This is a genomic window from Agrobacterium tumefaciens (assembly GCA_025559845.1).
In the GTDB taxonomy this organism is placed as follows: Bacteria; Pseudomonadota; Alphaproteobacteria; order Rhizobiales; family Rhizobiaceae; genus Agrobacterium.
Window position 1 is genome coordinate 3165461 of sequence record CP048469.1, and the last position, 20856, is coordinate 3186316.

Here is a 20856-nt window from a genome sequence, read left to right on the forward strand (position 1 = left end):
AAATTCGGCGCGGACAAGCCGCGCCGCAGAAAGCCGGGACGTTTCGTCAGCCAGCGACTTGTTTCGTTTCCGGCAGTGCAGCGGGTTCGAAAGTCTGACCCGAGATGACAGCCGGAGTGGATTGTGGGCCACTCGCCACGCCGTAAGGCGACAGCGGGGTGCAGACCACGGAATTCAGTGCCTTGGCGATATCGATGCCTTCCTTGCCACCGCCGCCATTGGCGTCGATGTGCATCATGTCGCGCATGCAGAGCTTGTTCGGTTCGACGCAGCGGTTGAGGATGGCGTCGTAAAGTTCCGGATCGACATTGGCGAAGTACTGCACGGGCTCGCGCTCGGAAGGCTTGGCGAAGTCCAGATACTCCATGCGGCCGAATGGCTTGCCACCATCCTTGATCTTCGCGACCCACTGGTCGAAGCCCTGCTGGCTCAGACCATGGAACTTGAAGCGCATGTGCGAGAAGCCCGGGCCGGAGAAGTTGGCAGAAAAGCCGTCATAAACGCCTTCCTTGTTGATCACTGCGTGCAGCTTGGTCTGCATGCCGCCCATGGCGTAGATCTGGCCAGCCAGAGCCGGAACGAAGAACGAGTTCATCGCTGTTGTACCGGTGATCTTGAAGTTGATCGGAACATCAACCGGGGCTGCGAACTCGTTGACGCTGCCGATGCCGAGTTCCGGATAGAAGAACAGCCACTTCCAGTCCATTGCCACCACTTCAACAGTGATCGGCTTGACCTCTGCCGTGACCTGACGGTTTTCGTCGATGCGGTCGATCGGGCGATAAGGGTCGAGACGGTGGGTCGCGATCCAGGTCACGGTGCCGAGCATCAGAATGATGGCGACAGGGGCAGACCAGATGATCATTTCCAGACGTGTCGAATGATGCCACTCAGGATCGTAATCCGTGGACTTGGCTGACTCGCGGTATTTCCACGCGAAAAACAGCGTCAGTGCCAGAACCGGAACGATGATCAGCAACATCAGAACGGTGGACGTGATGATGAGGTCGGCCTGCTGGCGGGCGACATCCCCCGAAGGGTTCATCACGACGAGGTTACAGCCGCTGAGCAGCAGCAGCGACGACAGGCCCCCAAGGGCCGTGGAGAATTTCTTGATCGTGCGCACGTTCTTAAACTCGATTATTTCATTGTGTGTCGGGGTTAGTTGCCAAACGTCATTTAATAAATGCGTAATTTTGTCGCGGCGCAGCGATTTTTCGCGGCGCAGCAAGAAAAGCATGGAACCCTTTCGGACGCGGATGTCGGGGGGATTATCGCATAGAGCCCTATTGGGGCAAGCCCTCTTGGGGGATTCTGTTTGACGGCCTTCAACCCCTGTGTGACAATCCGTCGCATGTAACGTGAACGGAAGAGGAGCCGTTGGCGTTACCGACATAGTTCGCGATACGCAGGAGGGAATATCATGAGTTATATCGATACGGCCTCATCCTATAATGGGCCGAATGGATCACGCGGACAGACAGCGCCCGTTGCCGTTGATCCGGATCGCATCACAATCGCAGTCATTCTGGCGCGGATGACCGAGTTCTTCGACTTCTTCGTTTATGCTCTCGCATCTGCACTCGTCTTTCCGTACGTGTTTTTCTCTTTTGCGGACCCGCTGACGGCAACCCTCTATTCCTTCGCGGTCTTTTCACTGGCCTTTATCGCAAGGCCGATCGGCTCCCTCGTTTTCCTGCAGATCGATCGAAAGTTTGGCCGCGCCGTCAAGTTGACGGCCGCGCTGTTTACGCTCTGTGGTTCCACCATGGCGATCAGCTTCCTTCCCTCTTTTGCGGAAGCGGGCATTATCGCGCCCGTCTTGCTGGCAGTCTTCCGTTTCGGTCAGGGCCTCGGTCTTGGCGGTGCGTGGGACGGGCTGGTATCGTTGCTGGCAATGAATGCGCCGGCCAAGCAGCGCGGCTGGTACGCAATGATGCCGCAGATTGGTGCGGCCATGGGCTTCGGCCTCGCCAGCGCATTCTTCATCATCTTCGTGACGCAGCTTTCCACCCCGGAATTCCTGGCCTGGGGCTGGCGTTTCCCGTTCTTTGTGGCGCTTGCACTCAATGTACTGGCGCTGTTTGCGCGTCTTCGCATGATTGTTACACCTGAGTTCCAGGCCATGCTGGAGCAGCATGAACTTGAACCGAAGCCGATGTTCGAAATGTTGCGCAACCAGTCACGCGTCGTTTTCACCGGTGCTTTCGTGCCGCTGGCAAGCTTCGCGCTGTTCCACCTGGTCACGGTTTTTCCGATTAGCTGGGTGACGCTCAACACAAATCAGCGACTGTCGGACTTCCTGTTTGTGCAATTTGTCAGCGCCATTATCGGTGGCGGCATGATTGTGCTGTCGGGTGTCCTCGCGGATCGCATCGGTCGCCGCAAGCTTTTGGGTATCGCGGCGGTGCTGATCGGTATCTTCAGCTTCATTGCGCCAGTATTGCTTGGCGCAGGTGATATCGGCCGGTATCTCTTCGTACTGATCGGTTTCTCGCTTCTCGGTCTTTCTTTCGGCCAGGCAGGCGGGGCTCTGGCATCCCGGTTCAGCCGTGAGTACCGCTATACGGGCGCATCTCTGACCTCCGATATTTCCTGGCTCATCGGCGCCGGCTTCGCGCCACTCGTCGCGCTGGGATTTTCGTCCAAATTCGGTCTCTTTGCAGTGGGGCTTTACCTGCTGTCAGGCGCGATCTGTACCCTCGTGGCGCTGCTTTTCAGCCGCACCCTGGACATGCCATCGGAGTAGTCAGGGCAATTTAAAAATATCTTCAGCGCAAGCGCCGTGGAATCCTGTCGGATTTCGCGGCGTTTTTGTTTTTTTATTGCGCCAGGGTCATTTTAATCTTGACTACATGCATCATGAAATATTATGTAAGCAATACTGACGTAATTTGGCGCCTTGACGCCGTTAAACAGTCATCAGGAATGGCGATGCGAACGACGAAAACGATTATTTGCGACAAGGCGGCATCGGCCGCCGCGCTGATTGGCGCTCGCATTGTGACCGTTCGCATTATCAAACGCCGCTAAGCAGAAAACCAAGAGGAGCAGCCAGGTCGCCTGCGGCTCCGCCCGCAGAGTGGATGGCTGTGTCAGCCGCGCTTTTGGGGGAAAAGGGCGACGACGCAGAGGAATGCGCAACGAGAGGAGACGTCCGTGACAACGACTGAGCAGAGCACCGGCCTTTACGATGCAGCTTTTGAAAAAAGCAGCTGTGGCGTTGGTTTCATTACGCGCAAGGATGCAGTTCAAACGCATGACGTCCTCAAGCGTGGACATGAAGCGCTCTGTGCGGTTCCGCATCGCGGCGGCATGTCGGCGGAAGGTGTGGGGGACGGCGCCGGCATCTCGGTGGATCTGTCTCTTTCCTTCTTTCGGACGCTGACGGGCAATCAGACGCTTGCTGCAGGTCGCTTTGGTGTCGGCAACTTCTTCCTGCCGCAAAACCCGGCATTTCATGAGCGTGCCATCGGCATCATCGGTGACGCATTGGCCGAACAGGGCTTTTCCGTGTTGCTGGTCCGCGATGTTCCCGTCGACAATTCGGCGATCCGCCCCGCCGCAGTGCGTTATCAATTGCCTATCCGCCAATGGGTGTTTTCGGCGCCGGCAGACTGTAAAAGCCTCGGCGAGTTCGATTGGCGCATCCACAAGGCGTTGCTGGCGATCGAAGCGGTCGCCTACACGGTGCCGGAGCTAGCAGGTTTTTACCCGCTGTCGCTGAGCGCTCGCACGCAGGTTTTCAAGGGGCGCCTCAACTCCAATGAGGTCATGCCCTATTTCTGTGACCTGGTGGACCCGCGCCACGAAGTGCATACGATGTATTTCCATACGCGCTTCTCTACCAACACCGACCCACACCCTTCCATGGCTCAGCCTTTCCGGTTGATGGCGCATAACGGTGAGCTGAACACCGACAAGAAGAACCGGCTTTCGGAAGCGGCAGTCGCTCTGGCGCGCAATGCCAGCATCATCCGGCCGAAGGGCCAGTCTGATAGCTGCCGTCTTGACCAGACCTTGCAGGCCCGCGTCATGGAAGATGGCCTCGATCTCGTGACGGCTGTTGTCTCGATGATGCCACCAGCCTGGGAGAACGACGAGACCCTCTCGTCCGCCGTCAAAGCGATGCTGGAGTATTTCTCGCTTTATGAAGAAAAGAACGATGGTCCGGCAGCGCTGATCTTTGGTGATGGCACTATCATCGGCGCCCGCCTTGACCGTCTTGGTTTGCGGCCGCTCCGTACGGTGGAGACGGAGGATTACCTCTGTGTGATGTCCGAAGCAGGTCAGATCGCGTTCCCTGCGGAAAGTGTTATCCGTCGTGGCCGTATCGAGGCGGGCGGCATGCTCTATTATGATCATGCCGAGGGTCGTGCCTGGTCGACGGTGGAAGCGCTCGAGATGCTGGCCTCTCGTCGGGACTACACGTCCTTGCTGCGGCAGGCGCGTGTGATGCTCGAGGAATTGCCGGAAGTTGCCGCAGAAAAGCAGGGTTCGCCGCTGCGTTATAATGGTGATCTGGAGCGCCACCAGCGTTACGTCGCCTATTCCCACAATCAGGAAAGCTTCAAGTTCCTGATGGACCCGATGCTGGCTTCCGGCGCTGAAAAGATTTCGGCGATGGGCTACGGCAATGCCATCAATGCGCTGTCCGACCAGGAGGGCGGGGTCGCCAAGTATTTCTCGCAACGCTTTGCGCAGGTGACCAATCCACCGCTCGACAGCATACGTGAGGCGGATGGCATGACGCTGCGCGTCGCGCTGGGCGCCAAGCCGAACAGCGGTGCAAAGACAGCACGCCAGATCGTCGTCCGTTCTCCGATCCTGACGCACCTCGACATGCTGCGTATTCGTGAACAGGAAGAAACGCCGGTTCGGCGTTTCGAAATGCTTTATACGCCGGTCTTCACCGAAGCGCGGGCGAATGAAGCCGCGCTGAAGCAGGCGATTGACAGTCTCTGCAACGAGATTGCGGGTTTTGCTGCAGCAGAAGGTGGTATCGCTGTCGTGACCGACCGCCATGTAGCGGCAGACCGTGCGGCCCTGCCAATGATCATGGTCGTTTCGGCCATCAATCAGAAGCTGATCGAGGAAGGTTTGCGTCTACGCGTCTCGCTGATTGTCGAGAGCGGTCAGTTTTCGTCATCGCATCACATCGCTGCAGCCCTCGGCTTCGGTGCTTCCGCCGTCTATCCGCTCGGCGTGCAGTTCCGCGCCGAGGAAAAGTTTGGCGGGGAGGCCGACAAAGCATTCAAGCGTTTCGCCAAGGCGGCGGAAAAGTCTCTGATGAAAACAATGGGAAAGGTCGGACTTTGCACGGCGGAAAGTTACATCGGTGGCGAATTCTTCGAGCCAAACTTCCTGGATACCGAAGACCCGGTGCTGAAGCGCTATTTCCCCAACGTCAAGACGCCTGTTGGCGGTGTTAATTTCGCTGTTATCGCACAGGCCGTTGCCGACTGGCACAAAAAGGCGCTGACGGTGAAGAGTGAAAACGATATCCCGCTTCTCGGTCTCTTCAAGGAGCGTGCCGAAGGTGCGGGTCACTCATACGGCACCACTGCCGTTCGTGGTTTCGTTGACATGACGGAAGAAAAGATCGGTTTTGACAACGGAACCGACAATGAAGACATGCTGCGTCTTCTGCCACTCAACCGGCTGGAAGATGCCTTTGGCCTGAACGACGCTGCCTATTACCACAACAGCTTCGACCGGCTGACCCCTGAGGCGATCGACAAATTCGAAGTCACGCCTGGATACCGTGCCTTCGCCCGCATGATGATGGAAGAAAGAGCACGCCGCCCCGCCGCCTTGCGCGACGTTCTGGAGTTGCCGGCCGATGTGACCTTCGCAGGTTCGGCCGAAGAGTTTCGTCGTGAAATGGGGCGGTTCTCACGACGTGGCAATAATAGCTTCATGGTCCGGGGCCTGCTGTCCGATCGTATCAATGACGATACGTTCCGTCTGCAACTGACCGGTACGCAGGGTCATAATCTGGCGCGGCTTGCCGCTCTCGGACAGTCGCTGGTTGACCGTTTCGGCCAGGACATTTCCGGTCATTGGCTGGAAAGCGGTGCCCTTGCCGTACAGGCAAAGGGTGAGGCGCTCGCCTACCTGTCGCTCATCCGAACTGCGCCGGACAGCATTCCGCTTGGTTCCGTGCAGAAGGCAAGCGAGATCACGGCGACACTCGCTTCGGGCGCCATGAGTCATGGTGCGCTGGTCGCTGCCGCGCACGAGGCAGTGGCGCACGGCACCAATATGGTCGGCGGCATGTCAAACTCGGGTGAGGGCGGCGAGCACATCTCCCGCTATGGCACCATTCGTGCCTCGCGCATCAAGCAGTTTGCCTCTGGCCGCTTTGGTGTCTGGGCCGGCTATCTTGCCGATCCGATGCTGGAAGAAATCGAAATCAAGATCGGCCAGGGCGCCAAGCCGGGTGAGGGCGGCCAGCTGCCATCGCCCAAGGTGACTGTGGAGATCGCTGCTGCACGTGGCGGCACGCCGGGGGTCGAGCTGGTGTCGCCACCGCCGCACCACGACACCTATTCGATCGAGGACCTGGCTCAACTCATTCACGATGCCAAGGCGGCGCGTGTTCGCGTCATCGTCAAGCTAGTATCCTCGGAAGGTATCGGCACGATTGCGGTGGGTGTGGCGAAGGCTGGCGCTGATGTCATCAACGTCGCCGGTAACACCGGTGGTACGGGCGCTGCGGCCGTGACCAGCCTCAAATATACGGGCCGTGCTGCGGAAATCGGCATTGCCGAAGTCCATCAGGCTCTTTGCGCCAACGGTCTGCGCGCCAAGGTCCTGCTGCGTTGCTCCGGCGCGCATCAGACGGCAAGCGATGTGGTGAAGTCGGCTCTGCTCGGTGGTGACAGCTTCGAGTTCGGCACCACAGCGCTGATGATGCTGAAATGCGTCATGGCCAAGAACTGCAACATCAAGTGCCCGGCAGGACTGACCACAAACCAGGAAGCTTTTAACGGCGACCCGCGTGCTCTGGCGCAATATCTGATGAACATTGCCCATGAAACGCGCGAGATTCTCTCGGCACTTGGCTTGCCGTCGCTGCGGGAAGCCCGTGGCCGCTCGGACCTCTTGCACCTTCTCGATCACCCCGCCAGCGTCGGGCAGCTCGATCTGCGCGCCATGCTGACTGTGGTCGATGAGGTGATGATCGATGAGCCGGTCTACATGGAAAAGGACTTTGCGCTCGATGACGCGTTTGTCGAACTGGTGCGTTCTGCGCTGATCGACAGCAAGCGCGAAACCATCGAGCTTGGTGGCAACCGTTTCCTCAACAACTGCAACAAGAGCGTCGGTGGCCAGCTTGCCATCGATATCGAACGGCTGCTCAACCATGAACTGACAGAAGAGCAGGTCGCCGGTTTGCCTTCTGTCCGCCAGGACGCGCGCGGTCGTCGGTTCCTGGAGGCCGGTTCGGTTCGGATCGACACATCGGGATCTGCCGGTCAGTCGTTCGGCGCATTTTGCAATGACGGCATGGTGATGGTGCACACCGGCACCTGCAATGACGGCGTGGGCAAGAGCGCTTGCGGCGGAACCATTGTGGTGCGCTCACCGGGCGGCGGGTCTGAAGAGGCAGGCGGCAACGTGCTGGTCGGCAATTTTGCGCTCTTTGGCGCGACCGGCGGCCGTACCTTTGTCGAAGGGCAGGCGGGTGACCGTTTTGCTGTTCGTAACTCGGGCGCGACGGCTGTTGTCGAGGGCGTCGGCGATTTCGCCTGCGAATACATGACCAATGGCGCGGTGCTGAACCTTGGAAGTTTTGGCAAGGGTTTCGGCAACGGCATGAGCGGTGGTTTCGTCTATCAGTACGACCCGTATGGTGATCTTCCAAAGAAGGTCAGCCACGATTCCATTCTGCTGGGATCGATCACCGGTGATGACGAACAGGCTGCCATCCATCATCAGGCTGTCTACCGCCTTTTGACCTGGCATGTGGCGGAAACCGGTTCTGCCAAGGCAGCATGGTTGCTGGAAAACTGGGAAAGCGAAAAGCACAATTTCGTCTATGGCATGCCTCGTGCGCTTCTTCTTTATCAGGACAGCGACGAAATTCTGAAAGCAAAGCCACGCAAGGAGTTGCTGGAAGAGCTGGCGACGGCGCTTGCTGCTCATCAGGTACGCAAGTTCAAGCTGGCCTACCGTGATCGCAAAGCAGTCCTGAACGGGAGTGTTCCGGGCTATGGCGAAACCGACACGGAAGACATGTTTGCGCTTCTCAACAACTACACGGTCTTGAGCATGGCGCAGGCCATTGCCATGCAGCGCGTACCGATGGCCAGCGGCCCATCTGATCCTGCCATTGAGAAGGCCGTACGCAATCTGATCCTTACCGAAGACTACGCGCTGATGCAGCGGTTGTTGAAGTATGCCCGAGACGCTCTTTCGGATCACACCGATGAGCAGCTTGCCGTGATGATCGCTGCCAAGCGGCTGGACGATTACAAGCAGGCCTTAGCACGCCGGAATATCTGGTCCGTGGATAGCCCCGGCACCTACGGCTGGATCATTCAGCAGAACAGGAAAAACATCGAAAAGATCGGGCGCCTGCCAGGCTACGAAGAACTCTTCGCCGCCCGTGCCATTCCCGACCTTGCAACCGCATCCAGCCAGAACAGGGCAGCGTGATGAAAATACCCTATATCCCCGAAGATGCCCCGTTCAATGGCGATCAGCGCGCATGGCTTGCCGGCTTTCTGGCCGGTCTGCATTCGCGTACTGCGTTGAGTGGGGACGCCGCGGTTTCCGCCGCTGCACCAAAGGCTGCTCAAGCTGTTCTGAACGTGCTGTTCGGAACACAAACCGGCAATGCCGAAGCCCTGGCGATGGATATTGCTGCAGCGGCGCGGAAACAGGGCATGCAGCCTGTGGTCGCCGGTCTCGACGATGTGACGATGGAGACCTTCGCAACCATGAAGCGGGTCATCGTCGTAACCTCTACCTATGGTGAAGGCGAGATGCCGGACAATGCGCAACTTTTCTGGGATGCGCTGTCGGCCGATGCTGCACCGCGTCTGGAAGGCATGAACTTCGCGGTTCTGGCCCTCGGCGATACTGGCTACGATGGCTTCTGCCAGGCGGGCAAGCTCATCGACACGCGGCTGGAACAATTGGGCGGCAAGCGCATGCAGACCCGCCTCGATTGCGATATCGATTTCGAGGATGCGGCCGCAGGCTGGATCGGCGAAACTCTGCCACTGGCCGTTGCCATTGAAGGTGGTGCAGTCTCCGTTGCCGTGGAACCAGCAGCGGACGCGCCTGAAAAGGCAAAACAGGGCTGGAATCGCAAGAACCCCTATTCGGCATGCCTGAGCGTTAACCGCAATCTCTCCGGCACGTCTTCGTCCAAGGACATTCGCCACTACGAATTTGATCTGGGTGAGAGCGGACTTCAGTACGAGGCGGGTGATGCGCTGGGTGTGGTGCCCGTCAACAATCCGAAGCTGGTCGAAGCCCTGGTAGAAAAGCTTGGCGCCACAGCCGATACCGTTGTCGCAGGATTTGACCAGCCGGTTGGAGACCTTCTTCTCAAGACGCTCGAGATCTCGACGCCTTCCCGTGATTTCGTCACGGAGGTTGCGAAACGTTCAGGCCACGAGGAACTGAATCATATCCTTCTGAATGGTGACCGCGAGCAACTTGCGGCGTTTCTCTGGAGCAAGGATATTCTTGATCTGATCTCGCTTGGCGACAAGCAGCTTTTCGAAGTGGAGGAGTTTATAAAGCTTCTGAAGCCACTGCAGCACCGTGCCTATTCCATATCGTCGAGCCCCTTGATGGCTGGAAACAGCGTTCATCTGACCGTCGCAAGCGTGCGCTATCGCGCCGAGGGGCGTGATCGCGGTGGTGTCTGCTCAACCTATCTGGCGGATCGTGTGGCAGCCGACCAGAACGCCGGTATTTTCGTGTCGCAGAACAAGGCATTTCGCGTTCCACAAAACGACGATGCGCCGATGATCATGATTGGTCCCGGCACCGGAATTGCGCCTTTCCGCGCTTTCCTTCAGGAGCGCCAGGCACGCGGCGCGAAGGGCCGCAACTGGCTGTTCTTCGGCGACCAGCACCGCCAGGCGGATTTCATCTATGAAGACGAACTCGGTGACATGAGCAGGGCGGGCGTGCTGACACGCCTTGATCTCGCATTTTCCCGCGACCAGGCGGAAAAGATCTACGTCCAGACCCGCATGAAGGAAAATGGCAAGGCGCTCTATCAATGGCTGGAAGAGGGTGGGCATTTTTATGTCTGCGGCGATGCAACGCGCATGGCGCGTGACGTCGATGATGCCCTGCATGCGATCGTTGCCAGCGAGGCAGGGATCTCTGCGGAAGCCGCGGGTGACTATGTCAATCGCCTGAAACGGGAAAAACGATATCTGCGAGACGTCTACTGAGGGGGGGGGGGTGTTCCGAGGCAGGCAACTGCCTCAGCAGTCCGAGCAGGTGATTTCCTGATCGCGTTGTTTGAAGAAATATTCCCGCTTGATGGTAAATGCCTGGACGCTCGAGGACAGGCTCGACATGAACATCAGCAGATTGTGTGGCAGCGAAAACTCGACGTGAACCAGGAAGGTGTTCGCTGCCACAAGCCCCTTGGGCACTGTAACGCTTGAACCCTTCGCATAGGGGGCCAGGTTGTCCTGATCCCAGGACCAGGCGATTTTGGCCTGGCTTTTATCGTCGATCTTGATGCCGCTGATCTTCAGCTTCAGTCCGCTGGTGCTGTATGGCGCGAAGATCGCTGCCGTGACGTCCTTCGTTGTTTGAAGATAGGCTTTGTCGACGGAACTCTTCTTTGAAACCAGATCATTGATTGTCGCAGTCGCATGGCTCGCGCGTTTGTAGGCGCTATAGCCAAGTGTCAGCTCGAAGGATGTGAGGTAAAGGGCAACGAGGATCGGGAAAATGATCGCGAACTCGACCGCACCAACTCCGCGTCTGTCTCGCGCAAATCGGGCGAAGACTGCCGGAAGCCGAAATTTCCTCAGGGTGGGGAGAGACACCTTGCGACGGATCATGGGCTGCCACTCGTGATGTATTTTTCATTCATGTAGGCGTCCGTCGCCACAATCAGGAAATGCGATGGCATCGAGCCGTCGGCGGGCCGGACCTTCGTCAGATAGGGGCGGATGATATCGGCCACGACACGCCAGCGATAATAGACCCGCAGCATGTTGATTGTTTCCGGGCCGCCTGGCTTGAAGCCGAATTGGCTTTTGTCGAGATCGTAATATTGACCATTGGCTTTGAGCGCAATGGTGGTCGGAATATCCTTGAATGTCGCGAACGACCGCAGATCGATATAGAGCTTCTGCTCCTGTTTGATCTCGTCTGCGGAACAGGTCATCATGATCGAAATTTCCTTGCAGAAACTCTGGCGGAAATCCTCTTTGGTAATGGTGCTGCTGATCTGACCGGTGCGCAGGCGCCTTGCCATCGTGTCTGTAGCATTGACGATGACCTGTTCGGCCATCAATGCAATGAAGGTTTCGATGATCGCGAAGACAACGAGAAAATAGGGGATCGCAAGGATCGCGAACTCGATCGCCGCGGCTCCATCGCGCGAAACACGGAGTTTTCTCAGCAATGCTGTGAGAGGGGCCAGTCGCATGGGGCGATGTCGATCTTCATGAAATGCGGCAAACACCCGCGCTACTCAAATTCATTACAGACCATAACCAGCCGATGTTTAAATTGTCTTACCTCGAAAAGTTGCAGTTTAACCGGGGTTCATCGTTGTTACTATGGTTATGAAAAGCATAAAGCCCGGCACATGGCCGGGCTTTGCTATATTAGATTTGAAGAATGTGCTGTTATTCAGCGTCAGCCTTCGACAAAACTTCGAGCGTCGGTGTAGACGTGATGTTGAAGCCGCAATCGACATAGTGGCACTCGCCGGTTACACCGCGTGACAGGCCAGAGAGCAGATAAAGCGCCGATCCGCCAATATCGTCGATATCGGCCGTCCGCCGTAGCGGGGCGTTTTTCTGGTTCCATGAATAGATGGCGCGTGCGTCGGAAATGCCCGCGCCTGCCAGTGTACGAACCGGACCTGCCGAGATTGCGTTGACGCGAATGTCGCGTGGACCGAAGTCGGCTGCGAGATAACGAACGGACGCTTCAAGCGCTGCCTTGGCAACACCCATGACGTTGTAGTTCGGGATGACACGCTGCGAACCGTTATAGGTCAGCGTCAGCATCGAGCCGCCATTGGTCATCAGCTCAGCGGCGCGCTTGGCGATTTCCGTAAACGAGAAACAGGAAATGACCATGGTGCGGCTAAAGTTCTCGCGCGTGGTATCGGCGTAGAGGCCCTTCAGCTCGTTCTTGTCGGAAAAGCCGATGGCATGAACGACAAAATCGAGCGAACCCCATTTTTCGCGGATCGCCGCAAAAAGCGCGTCGACCGAAGCGATATCTTCGACATCACAAGGAACGATGAAATCAGAACCCAGTTCGGCAGCGAGTGGCTTGACGCGCTTTCCGAGAGCCTCCCCCTGATAGGTGAAGGCCAGTTCTGCGCCTTGGGCGGCGAGAGCCTTGGAAATGCCCCAGGCAATAGAATGGTTGTTTGCGACGCCCATGATGAGGCCGCGTTTTCCCTGCATGATGCCATTCATGGGCAATTATCCGTTATAACGCTGGAATACGAGCGTAGCGTTGGTTCCGCCGAAGCCGAAGGAGTTGGAAAGGATCGTGTCGATCTTGGCGTTGTCGATGCGGCTGCGAACGATCGGAACGCCCGCGAATTCCGCGTCGAGTTCGGAAATGTGCGCGCTCTCGCCGATGAAGCGTTCCTGCATCATCAGGAGACCATAGATGGATTCCTGCACGCCCGCTGCGCCGAGCGAGTGACCCGTCAGCGACTTGGTGGACTGGATGTGCGGGATCTTGTCACCGAAGACTTCGCGGATAGCACCGATTTCCTTGCTATCGCCGACCGGCGTGGAGGTGCCGTGCGTATTGATGTAGTCGACATCGCCCTTCACGGTGGAGAGCGCCTGGCGCATGCAGCGGATTGCGCCTTCGCCTGACGGAGCAACCATGTCGTAGCCGTCAGACGTTGCGCCATAGCCAACGATTTCAGCATAGATCTTGGCGCCACGCGCCTTGGCATGCTCCAGCTCTTCCAGAACGAGAACACCAGCGCCACCGGCGATAACGAAACCGTCACGGTTGGCGTCATAGGCACGCGAGGCGGTCGCCGGCGTGTCATTGTACTTCGAGGACATGGCGCCCATGGCGTCGAACAGGTTCGACATGGACCAGTCGAGATCTTCGTGGCCGCCGGCAAACATGATGTCCTGCTTGCCCCACTGGATCATTTCGGCAGCGTTTCCGATGCAGTGCGCCGAGGTCGAGCAGGCCGACGAGATCGAATAGTTGACACCGTGGATCTTGAACCAGGTCGCAAGCGTTGCCGAAGCCGTAGAAGACATGGCTTTCGGAACGGCGAACGGGCCGATGCGCTTCGGGCTGGTGTTCTTCAGTGTAATGTCGGCGGCTTCAACGATCGTACGGGTGGACGGGCCGCCCGATCCCATGATGATACCGGTGCGCTCGTTGCCGCTGATGTCGCTTTCTTCCAGACCAGAATCGGCGATCGCCTGCTTCATTGCAACGTGGTTCCACGCTCCACCCTGGGAGAGGAAGCGCATTGCGCGGCGATCAACCAGATCGGTCGGATCGAGAGACGGTTTGCCCCACACCTGGCACTTGAAGCCGTGCTCGGCAAAATCAGGGGAGAAGGAGATGCCGGATTTGGCGTCGCGCAGCGATGCGGTGACTTCAGCGGCATCACCGCCGATAGAGGAAACAATACCGAGGCCGGTGACAACAACTCGTCTCATGAAAGGGACCTTTTCTTAAGATTTCGGCTGGACGGGGAACGCAGCCCGGGCATGTGCCGGGGCAGGCGTTGTCAGTCTCAGGCGGTCTTTTCCTTCGACAAACCTACACGAAGGTCCGTCGCCTGATAAATGGTTTCGCCATCGGCCTTCAGCCAGCCATCAGCGGTGCCGAGGACAAGGCGTCCGCGCATGACGCGCTTGAAGTCGATGCCGTATTGCAGAAGCTTGGTGTGCGGGCGCACCATGCCTTTGAACTTCACCTCACCGGTGGAAAGCGCCATGCCGCGGCCTTCTTCACCCAGCCAGCCGAGGAAGAAGCCGGTTAGCTGCCACATGCCGTCAAGGCCAAGGCAGCCGGGCATGATCGGGTTTCCCTGGAAGTGGCAGGGGAAATACCAATCATCTTCGCGCACGTCGTATTCAGCACGGATGTAACCTTTGTCGAATGCGCCGCCGGTTTCGGAAATTTCGGTAATGCGGTGAACCATCAGCATGGGAGGCAGAGGAAGCTGTGCATTGCCGGGGCCGAACAGTTCGCCGCGACCGCACGCCAGGATTTCCTCGTAGTTGTAGCTCGATTGCCTCGTTGCCATGGTGTTTCCGTTTCCCCGTATACTGGTGTTGATCGACTTCTGTAGAGCAAGTTAGGTTCAAATTGAAGCGCTGCAAGGGCAACGACCCACTCTGGTTCCTGATGACTTGTCGCTAAAGACCGCCTTTACATGGCGCCCGCATACAGGAAGCGTAAGGGCGGAACCAGAGGAAATTTGCAAATATGCCCTGTTTGCAGCCATTTGCCGCGCTTACGAAGCTTTGAAACTATTGAAAGCAACGGGCGCAAAAGATATATGCTAGTGTAATTGTCCGGGTTTTAACCCCACGTTTGGAATGGGATTGCATGGCATTTGACGCGACATTGGACATCGGAACGAGGCTGCGGCGCTGTGGGTTGCGCCCGACGCGGCAACGCGTGGCTTTGGGCGATCTTCTCTTCGCGAAGGGTGATCGCCACCTGACCGTCGAGGAATTGCACGATGAGGCGGTCTGTGCCGGCGTTCCCGTGTCATTGGCTACGGTCTACAACACGCTGCACCAGTTCACCGAAGCCGGCCTCATCCGGGTTCTGGCGGTAGAAGGCGCGCGAACCTATTTCGATACCAACGTGTCCGATCACCACCACTTTTTTGTTGAAGGGGAAAACGAGGTTCTCGATATTCCCATCAACAACATCCAGATCGACAATCTTCCCGAAGCGCCCGATGGTATGGAAATCGCGCATGTGGACGTGATTATCCGCCTGCGCCGCAAACGCGGCTAAGCAAGACAAGCAATACGGCGCCTTCGGGCGCCTTTTTTGTTTGGGTGGGGCTTTTATTAAAGAATATCTTCCGGCCGTCTTCCGGGCCGGGTTTTGTACGGTGGGAAGGTCCATCCGAAAATCAGGGCGCCTGAACGAATGCCGAAGGCTACCAACAGGCCGAGGCCGGATGCGAGGTAGAGTGGTGCGTCGAGAAAATAGGCTGCTGTGAAAATTGACGATCCCGCAAGGGCGCAGCTGACATAGACCTCGGGACGCAGCAGGGCCGATGGCTCCCCCGCCAGAATATCGCGAAGAACGCCACCGAATGTTGCCGTCAAAACGCCGGTGACGATCGCGACGGTTGCCGATCCCGTTGCTGCCAACCCCTTCGCGGCACCCATGACGCTATAGGCGGACAAGCCGACGGCATCGAGCCAGAGCAGCAGCTTATAGCGTGACTCAAGAAGATGCGCGGTGAAAAACACCAGCACTGCGATCGATACGCACACCAGGATATAAGTCGGGTTGACCACCCAGAAAACCGGCGCTCGCCCCAGTACGAGGTCGCGAACCGTTCCGCCACCGATACCCGTCGCTGCGGCAAAGAACAGAAAGCCGATAAGGTCGAGCTGTTTGCGGGACGCCGCAAGTGCACCCGTGGCGGCAAAGACCGCAACCCCGGCGTAATCGAGAAAACCGAGAAGTGTCATGAAATGGTTCCCCCGAAAAACAAAGCGTCATCGCGTCAGTGTCGCGCAAGCACAGCTCTTTAAGGTCGCCGACCGGATGATTGCAACATCCATAGCCGAAACGAATGCAAAGGAAAATGCCGTGCGGAAAACCATTGTCGCAGCCCTTCACGCACTGGTTCTATTCATGTTTCCGGCCACATTGTCGGCGCAGCAGCAACTCGTCAGCGATCCCGAAATTTACGAGAAAGACCACTTCAACCAGACCTGCAAGGCAGCGACATACGGGGAGGGGTTCGTCACAAGACTCGACATCAACAATGATGGCTTGATGGATGCTGTCGTCAATCACGGTGTGCTGGGTTGTGATGGAGAGCAGGGCAAGAGTTGTGATGAGGATGGTTGCCCCTACAACTTCTATGTTCAGGTGAAGGAGGGCGGATATCTGATGATCGCAACAGCGCGGATCTATGACTACGAATTCGTCAAGCGCTTCGGCAACATGGTCTTCGCTTTCAAAATGCATCCGCGTTATTGCGAGCGTACCGACAAGGAGCCCTGCCTCATGACCGTCCGGGTACGGGGAACGAAGTTCGTTACCATCTCACGGAAGTAACATCTTATCCTCAAGACGGCATGCGCTTGATCGTTACCCGTTGATTGTAGCGGTCCCGAAGTGACCGAGGAAGAAAGAGGGTTGCGGCGGCCGTGGCGTAGATCGCCGTAGTGACAACCCATAATGCGGCGGATTGCAGAGCGCCGCCCAGGATCGCACCGCAGAGAGCCCCAATCACCATGCCGAGCCACGGCACGATCTGGATATTCCAGTCAAAGCTGCGGTCACCAAGTATGAAACGGCCAATACCTCGGCCAAAGCGAGAAAGGGCACCCGTCACATAGGTGAGGCCGATTGGCAGGCCCTCAATGTGTTCGACAGCGGCGTTGACCATGCCCATGGCAAAAACGATCAGGTAAAACTGTATGGCTGCTGTGTCCTCTCCGCCAAGCAAAGCGGCGATCGCGATCAGAGAGCCGACCGCAAACAAGACCGCAAACAGGCGGCGGGCGAAGCTGTGCGCAATGATAATGCCGCCCGCATTGCCGGCGATGAAGGCGATAACCGCAAGCAGCAGTTTCGCAGCGTGGCCATAGGCGCCTATACCGGCTGAGACAGCCGCCCGTGTTGTGTTGCCCGTCATGAACGACACGAAGTCACCGGAAATACGAAGCCCGATGGCGTCGGTCATTCCGGCGATAAACGATATGGCGGCGACCAGCGCAATACCCGTTCCGGTACGCCTGGTTCTGATGATGTTGCGACGTCTCTGTCTGGTCATGGAAAAGCTCGACATCGATAAAGAGGGTTGTTGGGCCCGGTCAGCGGAAATAGGCAAAGAAAAATGATGAAGGCGCTTATTTGTAGGGCGTCTGGTGCCGATACGGCAACAATATCTCAACGCTCGGTGCGATTTATTTTGTCTAGACAAGTGAGAAAACCACCCCTACCATGCCTCAAATAAGGCGTTTAAAAATATCGCTCAAAAATAAAGCAACAGGGGACTTCGTAATGAGGAAAAATCGGGTGTTTGCCGCAGCCGTAGTGCTGCTTTCGTCCACTGCCGCGCATGCGGAAACGTCTGTCTCAATCGGTATGTCGGGCTGGACGGGTTTCGCGCCGCTGACACTTGCCAAGGCAGCGGGCATCTTTGAGAAGAATGGGCTCAAGGTCGATATCAAGAAAATACCGCAAGCCAGCCGCCACCTCGCATTGGCATCCGGCGATATTCAGTGTGCCGCAACAACCGTTGAGACGTGGGTTGCCTGGAATGCCAACGGTGTGAAGTCCACGCAGATCTTCCAGATGGACAAGTCGCACGGTGCCGATGGCATGGTGGTTCGTAGCGACGTGTCCAAGATCGCTGATCTCAAGGGCAAAACTGTCGCCGCATCCGCACCAGGCACATCTCCCTATTTCTTCCTCGCCTGGATACTCAAGGAAAATGGTCTGACGCTGAAAGACGTCAAGGTCGTCAATCTTGAGCCGGGTCCGGCGGCACAGGCGTTTGTCGCCGGTCAGAATGATGCCGCCATGACGTATGAGCCGTATCTCTCCACTGTTCGCGCTGCGCCGGATCAGGGAGAGATCATAGCCACGACGCTCGATTATCCGGCGGTGATGGATACGTTCGGATGCACACCGGCTTTCCTGAAGGAAAACCCCGAAGCAGCCAAGGCACTGGCCAACAGCTATTTCGAGGCCCTTGAACTCATCAAGGCCGATCCGCAGAAGTCCTATGAGACGATGGGGGCGGACGTAAAGCAGTCCGGCGAGGCCTTCGCCGGTTCGGCGAAGTTCCTGGAGTGGCAGGACAAGGCCGCCAACCAGAAATTCTTCGAAGGCGAGTTCAAGACCTTCTCGGAGAAAGCGGCAGACCTCCTGCTGGAGATCGGTGTGATCAAGTCGAAGCCGGATATCTCTACCCTCGCGGACACGTCTTTCATCAAGTAAAGCATCAGCATCAAGGGCGCGGTGGCGAAAAGCACCGCGCCCGTCTTTAGCTAGGCGCCAATATGCACCCTCTTCAACCGATCGGAAACGGAGCGAGGATAAGCCTCGGCATCCTGTTCTTCGTGCTGTTTTTCCTCGCCTGGGGCATCGCGACCTTGGGTGGTTTTGTGTCCCCCACCTTCCTTGCCGATCCGATCACCATGCTGAAGGATGGCATATACCTGCTGACGGATCAGGGGTTCGCGGCCGATATCGGCATGACAGTCTGGCGTGTCGTCGGTGGATTTGTCATGGCCTCGCTTGTGGCTGTGCCGCTTGGCATCGCCATGGGAGCCTACAAACCGGTTGAAGCCCTGCTTGAACCGTTTGTTTCTTTTGCGCGCTATCTGCCTGCCTCTGCTTTCGTCCCGCTTCTGATCCTGTGGGCAGGGATTGGCGAGATGCAGAAACTGCTGGTGATTTTTATCGGTGCCGTATTCCAGATCGTGCTGATGGTGTCCGTGGCCGTTGCAGGGACAAGGCGCGATCTGGTCGAGGCCGCCTATACGCTTGGTGCCAGAGACAGAGGCGTGGTGCGCCGTGTTCTCATTCCGGCAAATGCGCCCGATATTGCAGAAATTCTCCGCCTCGTGCTGGGCTGGGCCTGGACCTACGTGATTGTCGCGGAACTGATCGGTGCGTCCTCCGGTATCGGTTACATGATTATCAACAGCCAGGCGTTGATGGCGACGGGCCAGATTATCTTTGGCATCATCGTCATTGGCATCATCGGGCTGATTTCGGATTTCGCTTTCAAGTTCTTGAACCGGAAGCTTTTTGCATGGAGGCTCGCCTGATGAGTGAACTCGTCGTCAAAGGCGTCAGCCGCACATTCCCCGGCGTCCGTGGCGGTCAGCCCACCCTTGCGCTGCAGCCGACGGATCTGGACATCCCCCGCAACGACTTTGTCACGATCCTTGGCCCGTCAGGGTGCGGCAAGTCGACCCTGCTGCGCATCATCGCCGGGCTGGATCGACCCACGACGGGCAAGGTTCTGTTGTCCGGTCAGGAAGTGAAAGGCCCAGGCGCCGATCGCGGCATGGTCTTCCAGTCCTACACGCTTTTTCCTTGGTTGACGGTGCGTGAGAACGTTGCTTTCGGTTTGAGGGAGCGCGGCGTCGCCGAAAAGGAAAAATGGGAGATCGTCGATAGCTACATCGACAAGGTCGGTTTGCGCGGGTTTGAGAACCATTGGCCTAAACAGCTTTCGGGCGGTATGCAGCAGCGCACCGCCATTGCCCGTGCGCTGGCGAACGGCCCGAAGATACTGCTTCTCGACGAGCCATTCGGTGCTCTCGACAACCAGACACGAGGTTTGATGCAGGAGCTTCTGCTCGGCATTTGGGAGCGTGAGCAGAAAACCGTCATCTTTGTGACCCACGACATCGAGGAGGCCGTCTTCATGGCGTCGCGCGTCGTCACGATGTCGGCGCGTCCCGGTCGTATCAAGTCCATCACGCCGGTCAACCTGCCTCATCCACGCCACTACACCATCAAGGCAAGCCCTGAGTTTTCTCAGTTGCGCGCCGTGCTGACCGAGGAAATCCGCGGTGAAGCCATTGCTGCGGCAGCGCATGGATAGCTGACGTATCGGGCTTGGAGGAAAGACCATGGGAATGGTGAGCGCAAAGGCCGGTCTTCAGGAAAAGTCGTTGCACGAGCGCATACGCAATGATGTCGAGCGCCGGATTGTGACCGGCGAATGGCCACCCGGTCATCGCATTCCTTTCGAACACGAGATCACGCGCCAATATGATTGTTCACGCATGACGGTGAACAAGGCATTGGGCGAACTCGTACAGCGTGGGCTTATCGAGCGTCGTCGTCGTCTCGGGACATTCGTCAAGCAGCCGCAGGTGCAGTCTGCCGTGCTTGAAATCCACGATATAGAGCGTGAAGTAGATGCGCTCGGTCTGACTTACGGTTACAGGCTGGATAAACGCCTGCTTCGCACTGCTGATGAGAAGGACAGGCTGGCGATGGAGTTACCTGTCGGTGCGCCTGTCGTCGAATTGACCTGTACGCATTTTGCCGGTGGCGTTCCGTTTTGTCTGGAAGAGCGCGTCATCAATATAAGCGCAGTTCCGGAAACGGAGTTTGCCGATTTTTCCGAGATCGGGCCTGGAACCTGGCTTTTGAAAATGGTGCCATGGAGCGCGGCTGAACATCGGATAAGCGCTGTCGCTATTGACCGGCGCAGCGCCGCCGCACTTGATATTCCAGCCGGGGCTGCCTGTCTTGTCATTCAGCGTCGTACATGGCATGGGTCGGAATACATAACCCATGTTCAAGTCACATATCCTGGCGAGCGGCATACACTAGTTGCCCAATTTTCTCCGTCCCAGAAGACTTGAAAGAGCAATAGTGGTCACTTTTTTGTAAAGATCAGTTTACGGTTGCGCTTTTGGCAATATAATAGTTGTCAAAAGAACTCAT

General features: G+C 57.3%; 17 protein-coding genes. 9 read left to right on the plus strand and 8 right to left on the minus strand.

The window, feature by feature from the left end:
• Positions 1 to 46: 46 nt before the first annotated feature.
• Positions 47 to 1117, minus strand: a complete 1071-nt coding sequence (gene cyoA / locus FY156_15665; GenBank protein UXS03170.1) for a ubiquinol oxidase subunit II — start codon at positions 1115 to 1117, stop codon at positions 47 to 49.
• 393 nt (positions 1118 to 1510) lie between these two features.
• Between cyoA and FY156_15670 the strand changes: the two genes are divergently transcribed.
• The 3 genes from FY156_15670 to FY156_15680 all read left to right on the plus strand — a co-directional run bounded on the left by FY156_15670 (position 1511) and on the right by FY156_15680 (position 10427).
• Positions 1511 to 2749 carry an MHS family MFS transporter gene (locus FY156_15670; GenBank protein ID UXS03171.1) on the plus strand — a complete coding sequence of 413 codons (1239 nt, stop codon included), beginning with the start codon at positions 1511 to 1513 and terminating at the stop codon, positions 2747 to 2749.
• Positions 2750 to 3159: 410 nt separating this feature from the next.
• Positions 3160 to 8664: a glutamate synthase large subunit gene (locus tag FY156_15675; GenBank protein ID UXS02807.1), complete on the plus strand. Its 5505-nt coding sequence runs from the start codon at positions 3160 to 3162 to the stop codon at positions 8662 to 8664.
• A complete protein-coding gene (locus tag FY156_15680) occupies positions 8661 to 10427 on the plus strand; it encodes a sulfite reductase subunit alpha (GenBank protein ID UXS02808.1) in 1767 nt (588 codons plus the stop codon). The genes FY156_15675 and FY156_15680 overlap by 4 nt, the downstream gene beginning before the upstream one ends.
• Positions 10428 to 10460: 33 nt before the next feature.
• Here FY156_15680 and FY156_15685 read toward each other — a convergent pair whose 3' ends face one another.
• The 5 genes from FY156_15685 to fabA all read right to left on the minus strand — a co-directional run bounded on the left by FY156_15685 (position 10461) and on the right by fabA (position 14476).
• Positions 10461 to 11051: a pilus assembly protein gene (locus tag FY156_15685; protein UXS02809.1), complete on the minus strand. Its 591-nt coding sequence runs from the start codon at positions 11049 to 11051 to the stop codon at positions 10461 to 10463.
• Positions 11048 to 11644: a pilus assembly protein gene (locus tag FY156_15690; protein UXS02810.1), complete on the minus strand. Its 597-nt coding sequence runs from the start codon at positions 11642 to 11644 to the stop codon at positions 11048 to 11050. Before FY156_15690 ends, FY156_15685 begins: the two co-directional genes overlap by 4 nt.
• A 202-nt stretch (positions 11645 to 11846) precedes the next feature.
• Positions 11847 to 12653, minus strand: coding sequence for an enoyl-ACP reductase FabI (gene fabI, locus FY156_15695; protein ID UXS02811.1), 807 nt, complete (start codon positions 12651 to 12653; stop codon positions 11847 to 11849).
• Positions 12654 to 12659: 6 nt separating this feature from the next.
• Complete coding sequence (gene fabB / locus FY156_15700) at positions 12660 to 13883, minus strand: beta-ketoacyl-ACP synthase I (protein UXS02812.1); 1224 nt, start codon at positions 13881 to 13883, stop codon at positions 12660 to 12662.
• 77 nt (positions 13884 to 13960) lie between these two features.
• Positions 13961 to 14476 (minus strand): 3-hydroxyacyl-[acyl-carrier-protein] dehydratase FabA, encoded by a 516-nt coding sequence (gene fabA, locus FY156_15705; GenBank protein ID UXS02813.1) that lies wholly within the window; start codon positions 14474 to 14476, stop codon positions 13961 to 13963.
• Positions 14477 to 14781: 305 nt separating this feature from the next.
• Here fabA and FY156_15710 point away from each other — a divergent pair, with 305 nt between their 5' ends.
• Positions 14782 to 15201 carry a transcriptional repressor gene (locus FY156_15710; protein ID UXS02814.1) on the plus strand — a complete coding sequence of 140 codons (420 nt, stop codon included), beginning with the start codon at positions 14782 to 14784 and terminating at the stop codon, positions 15199 to 15201.
• Between the two features lie 56 nt (positions 15202 to 15257).
• Here the strand turns inward: FY156_15710 and FY156_15715 are convergent, their stop codons facing one another.
• A complete protein-coding gene (locus FY156_15715) occupies positions 15258 to 15893 on the minus strand; it encodes a trimeric intracellular cation channel family protein (GenBank protein UXS02815.1) in 636 nt (211 codons plus the stop codon).
• 76 nt (positions 15894 to 15969) lie between these two features.
• Between FY156_15715 and FY156_15720 the strand changes: the two genes are divergently transcribed.
• The gene (locus FY156_15720; protein UXS03172.1) at positions 15970 to 16488 is read left to right on the plus strand and encodes a hypothetical protein; all 519 of its coding nucleotides are present in this window, start codon (positions 15970 to 15972) and stop codon (positions 16486 to 16488) included.
• Between the two features lie 10 nt (positions 16489 to 16498).
• On the opposite strand, the gene FY156_15725 is transcribed toward FY156_15720, so the two are convergent.
• Complete coding sequence (locus FY156_15725) at positions 16499 to 17209, minus strand: DUF1275 domain-containing protein (protein ID UXS02816.1); 711 nt, start codon at positions 17207 to 17209, stop codon at positions 16499 to 16501.
• Between the two features lie 230 nt (positions 17210 to 17439).
• Here FY156_15725 and FY156_15730 point away from each other — a divergent pair, with 230 nt between their 5' ends.
• The 4 genes from FY156_15730 (at position 17440) to hutC (ending at position 20774) form a co-directional block, all read left to right on the plus strand.
• A complete protein-coding gene (locus FY156_15730) occupies positions 17440 to 18381 on the plus strand; it encodes an ABC transporter substrate-binding protein (GenBank protein ID UXS02817.1) in 942 nt (313 codons plus the stop codon).
• Between the two features lie 62 nt (positions 18382 to 18443).
• Positions 18444 to 19217 (plus strand): ABC transporter permease, encoded by a 774-nt coding sequence (locus FY156_15735; GenBank protein UXS02818.1) that lies wholly within the window; start codon positions 18444 to 18446, stop codon positions 19215 to 19217.
• Positions 19217 to 20002 (plus strand): ABC transporter ATP-binding protein, encoded by a 786-nt coding sequence (locus FY156_15740; GenBank protein UXS02819.1) that lies wholly within the window; start codon positions 19217 to 19219, stop codon positions 20000 to 20002. The genes FY156_15735 and FY156_15740 overlap by 1 nt, the downstream gene beginning before the upstream one ends.
• Before the next feature lie 34 nt (positions 20003 to 20036).
• Complete coding sequence (gene hutC / locus FY156_15745; protein ID UXS03173.1) at positions 20037 to 20774, plus strand: histidine utilization repressor; 738 nt, start codon at positions 20037 to 20039, stop codon at positions 20772 to 20774.
• The last annotated feature ends 82 nt before the right edge of the window (positions 20775 to 20856 follow it).

Bases quoted from the DNA above. Each gene is read 5' to 3' on its own strand.
- FY156_15725 (UXS02816.1), bottom strand. From the start codon at position 17,209: ATGACCAGACAGAGACGTCGCAACATCATCAGAACCAGGCGTACCGGA.
- FY156_15735 (UXS02818.1), top strand. From the start codon at position 18,444: ATGCACCCTCTTCAACCGATCGGAAACGGAGCGAGGATAAGCCTCGGC.
- FY156_15730 (UXS02817.1), top strand. From the start codon at position 17,440: ATGAGGAAAAATCGGGTGTTTGCCGCAGCCGTAGTGCTGCTTTCGTCC.
- FY156_15720 (UXS03172.1), top strand. From the start codon at position 15,970: ATGATTGCAACATCCATAGCCGAAACGAATGCAAAGGAAAATGCCGTG.
- hutC (UXS03173.1), top strand. From the start codon at position 20,037: ATGGTGAGCGCAAAGGCCGGTCTTCAGGAAAAGTCGTTGCACGAGCGC.
- fabI (UXS02811.1), bottom strand. From the start codon at position 12,653: ATGAATGGCATCATGCAGGGAAAACGCGGCCTCATCATGGGCGTCGCA.
- FY156_15685 (UXS02809.1), bottom strand. From the start codon at position 11,051: ATGATCCGTCGCAAGGTGTCTCTCCCCACCCTGAGGAAATTTCGGCTT.
- FY156_15740 (UXS02819.1), top strand. From the start codon at position 19,217: ATGAGTGAACTCGTCGTCAAAGGCGTCAGCCGCACATTCCCCGGCGTC.
- fabB (UXS02812.1), bottom strand. From the start codon at position 13,883: ATGAGACGAGTTGTTGTCACCGGCCTCGGTATTGTTTCCTCTATCGGC.
- FY156_15710 (UXS02814.1), top strand. From the start codon at position 14,782: ATGGCATTTGACGCGACATTGGACATCGGAACGAGGCTGCGGCGCTGT.
- FY156_15715 (UXS02815.1), bottom strand. From the start codon at position 15,893: ATGACACTTCTCGGTTTTCTCGATTACGCCGGGGTTGCGGTCTTTGCC.
- FY156_15690 (UXS02810.1), bottom strand. From the start codon at position 11,644: ATGCGACTGGCCCCTCTCACAGCATTGCTGAGAAAACTCCGTGTTTCG.
- fabA (UXS02813.1), bottom strand. From the start codon at position 14,476: ATGGCAACGAGGCAATCGAGCTACAACTACGAGGAAATCCTGGCGTGC.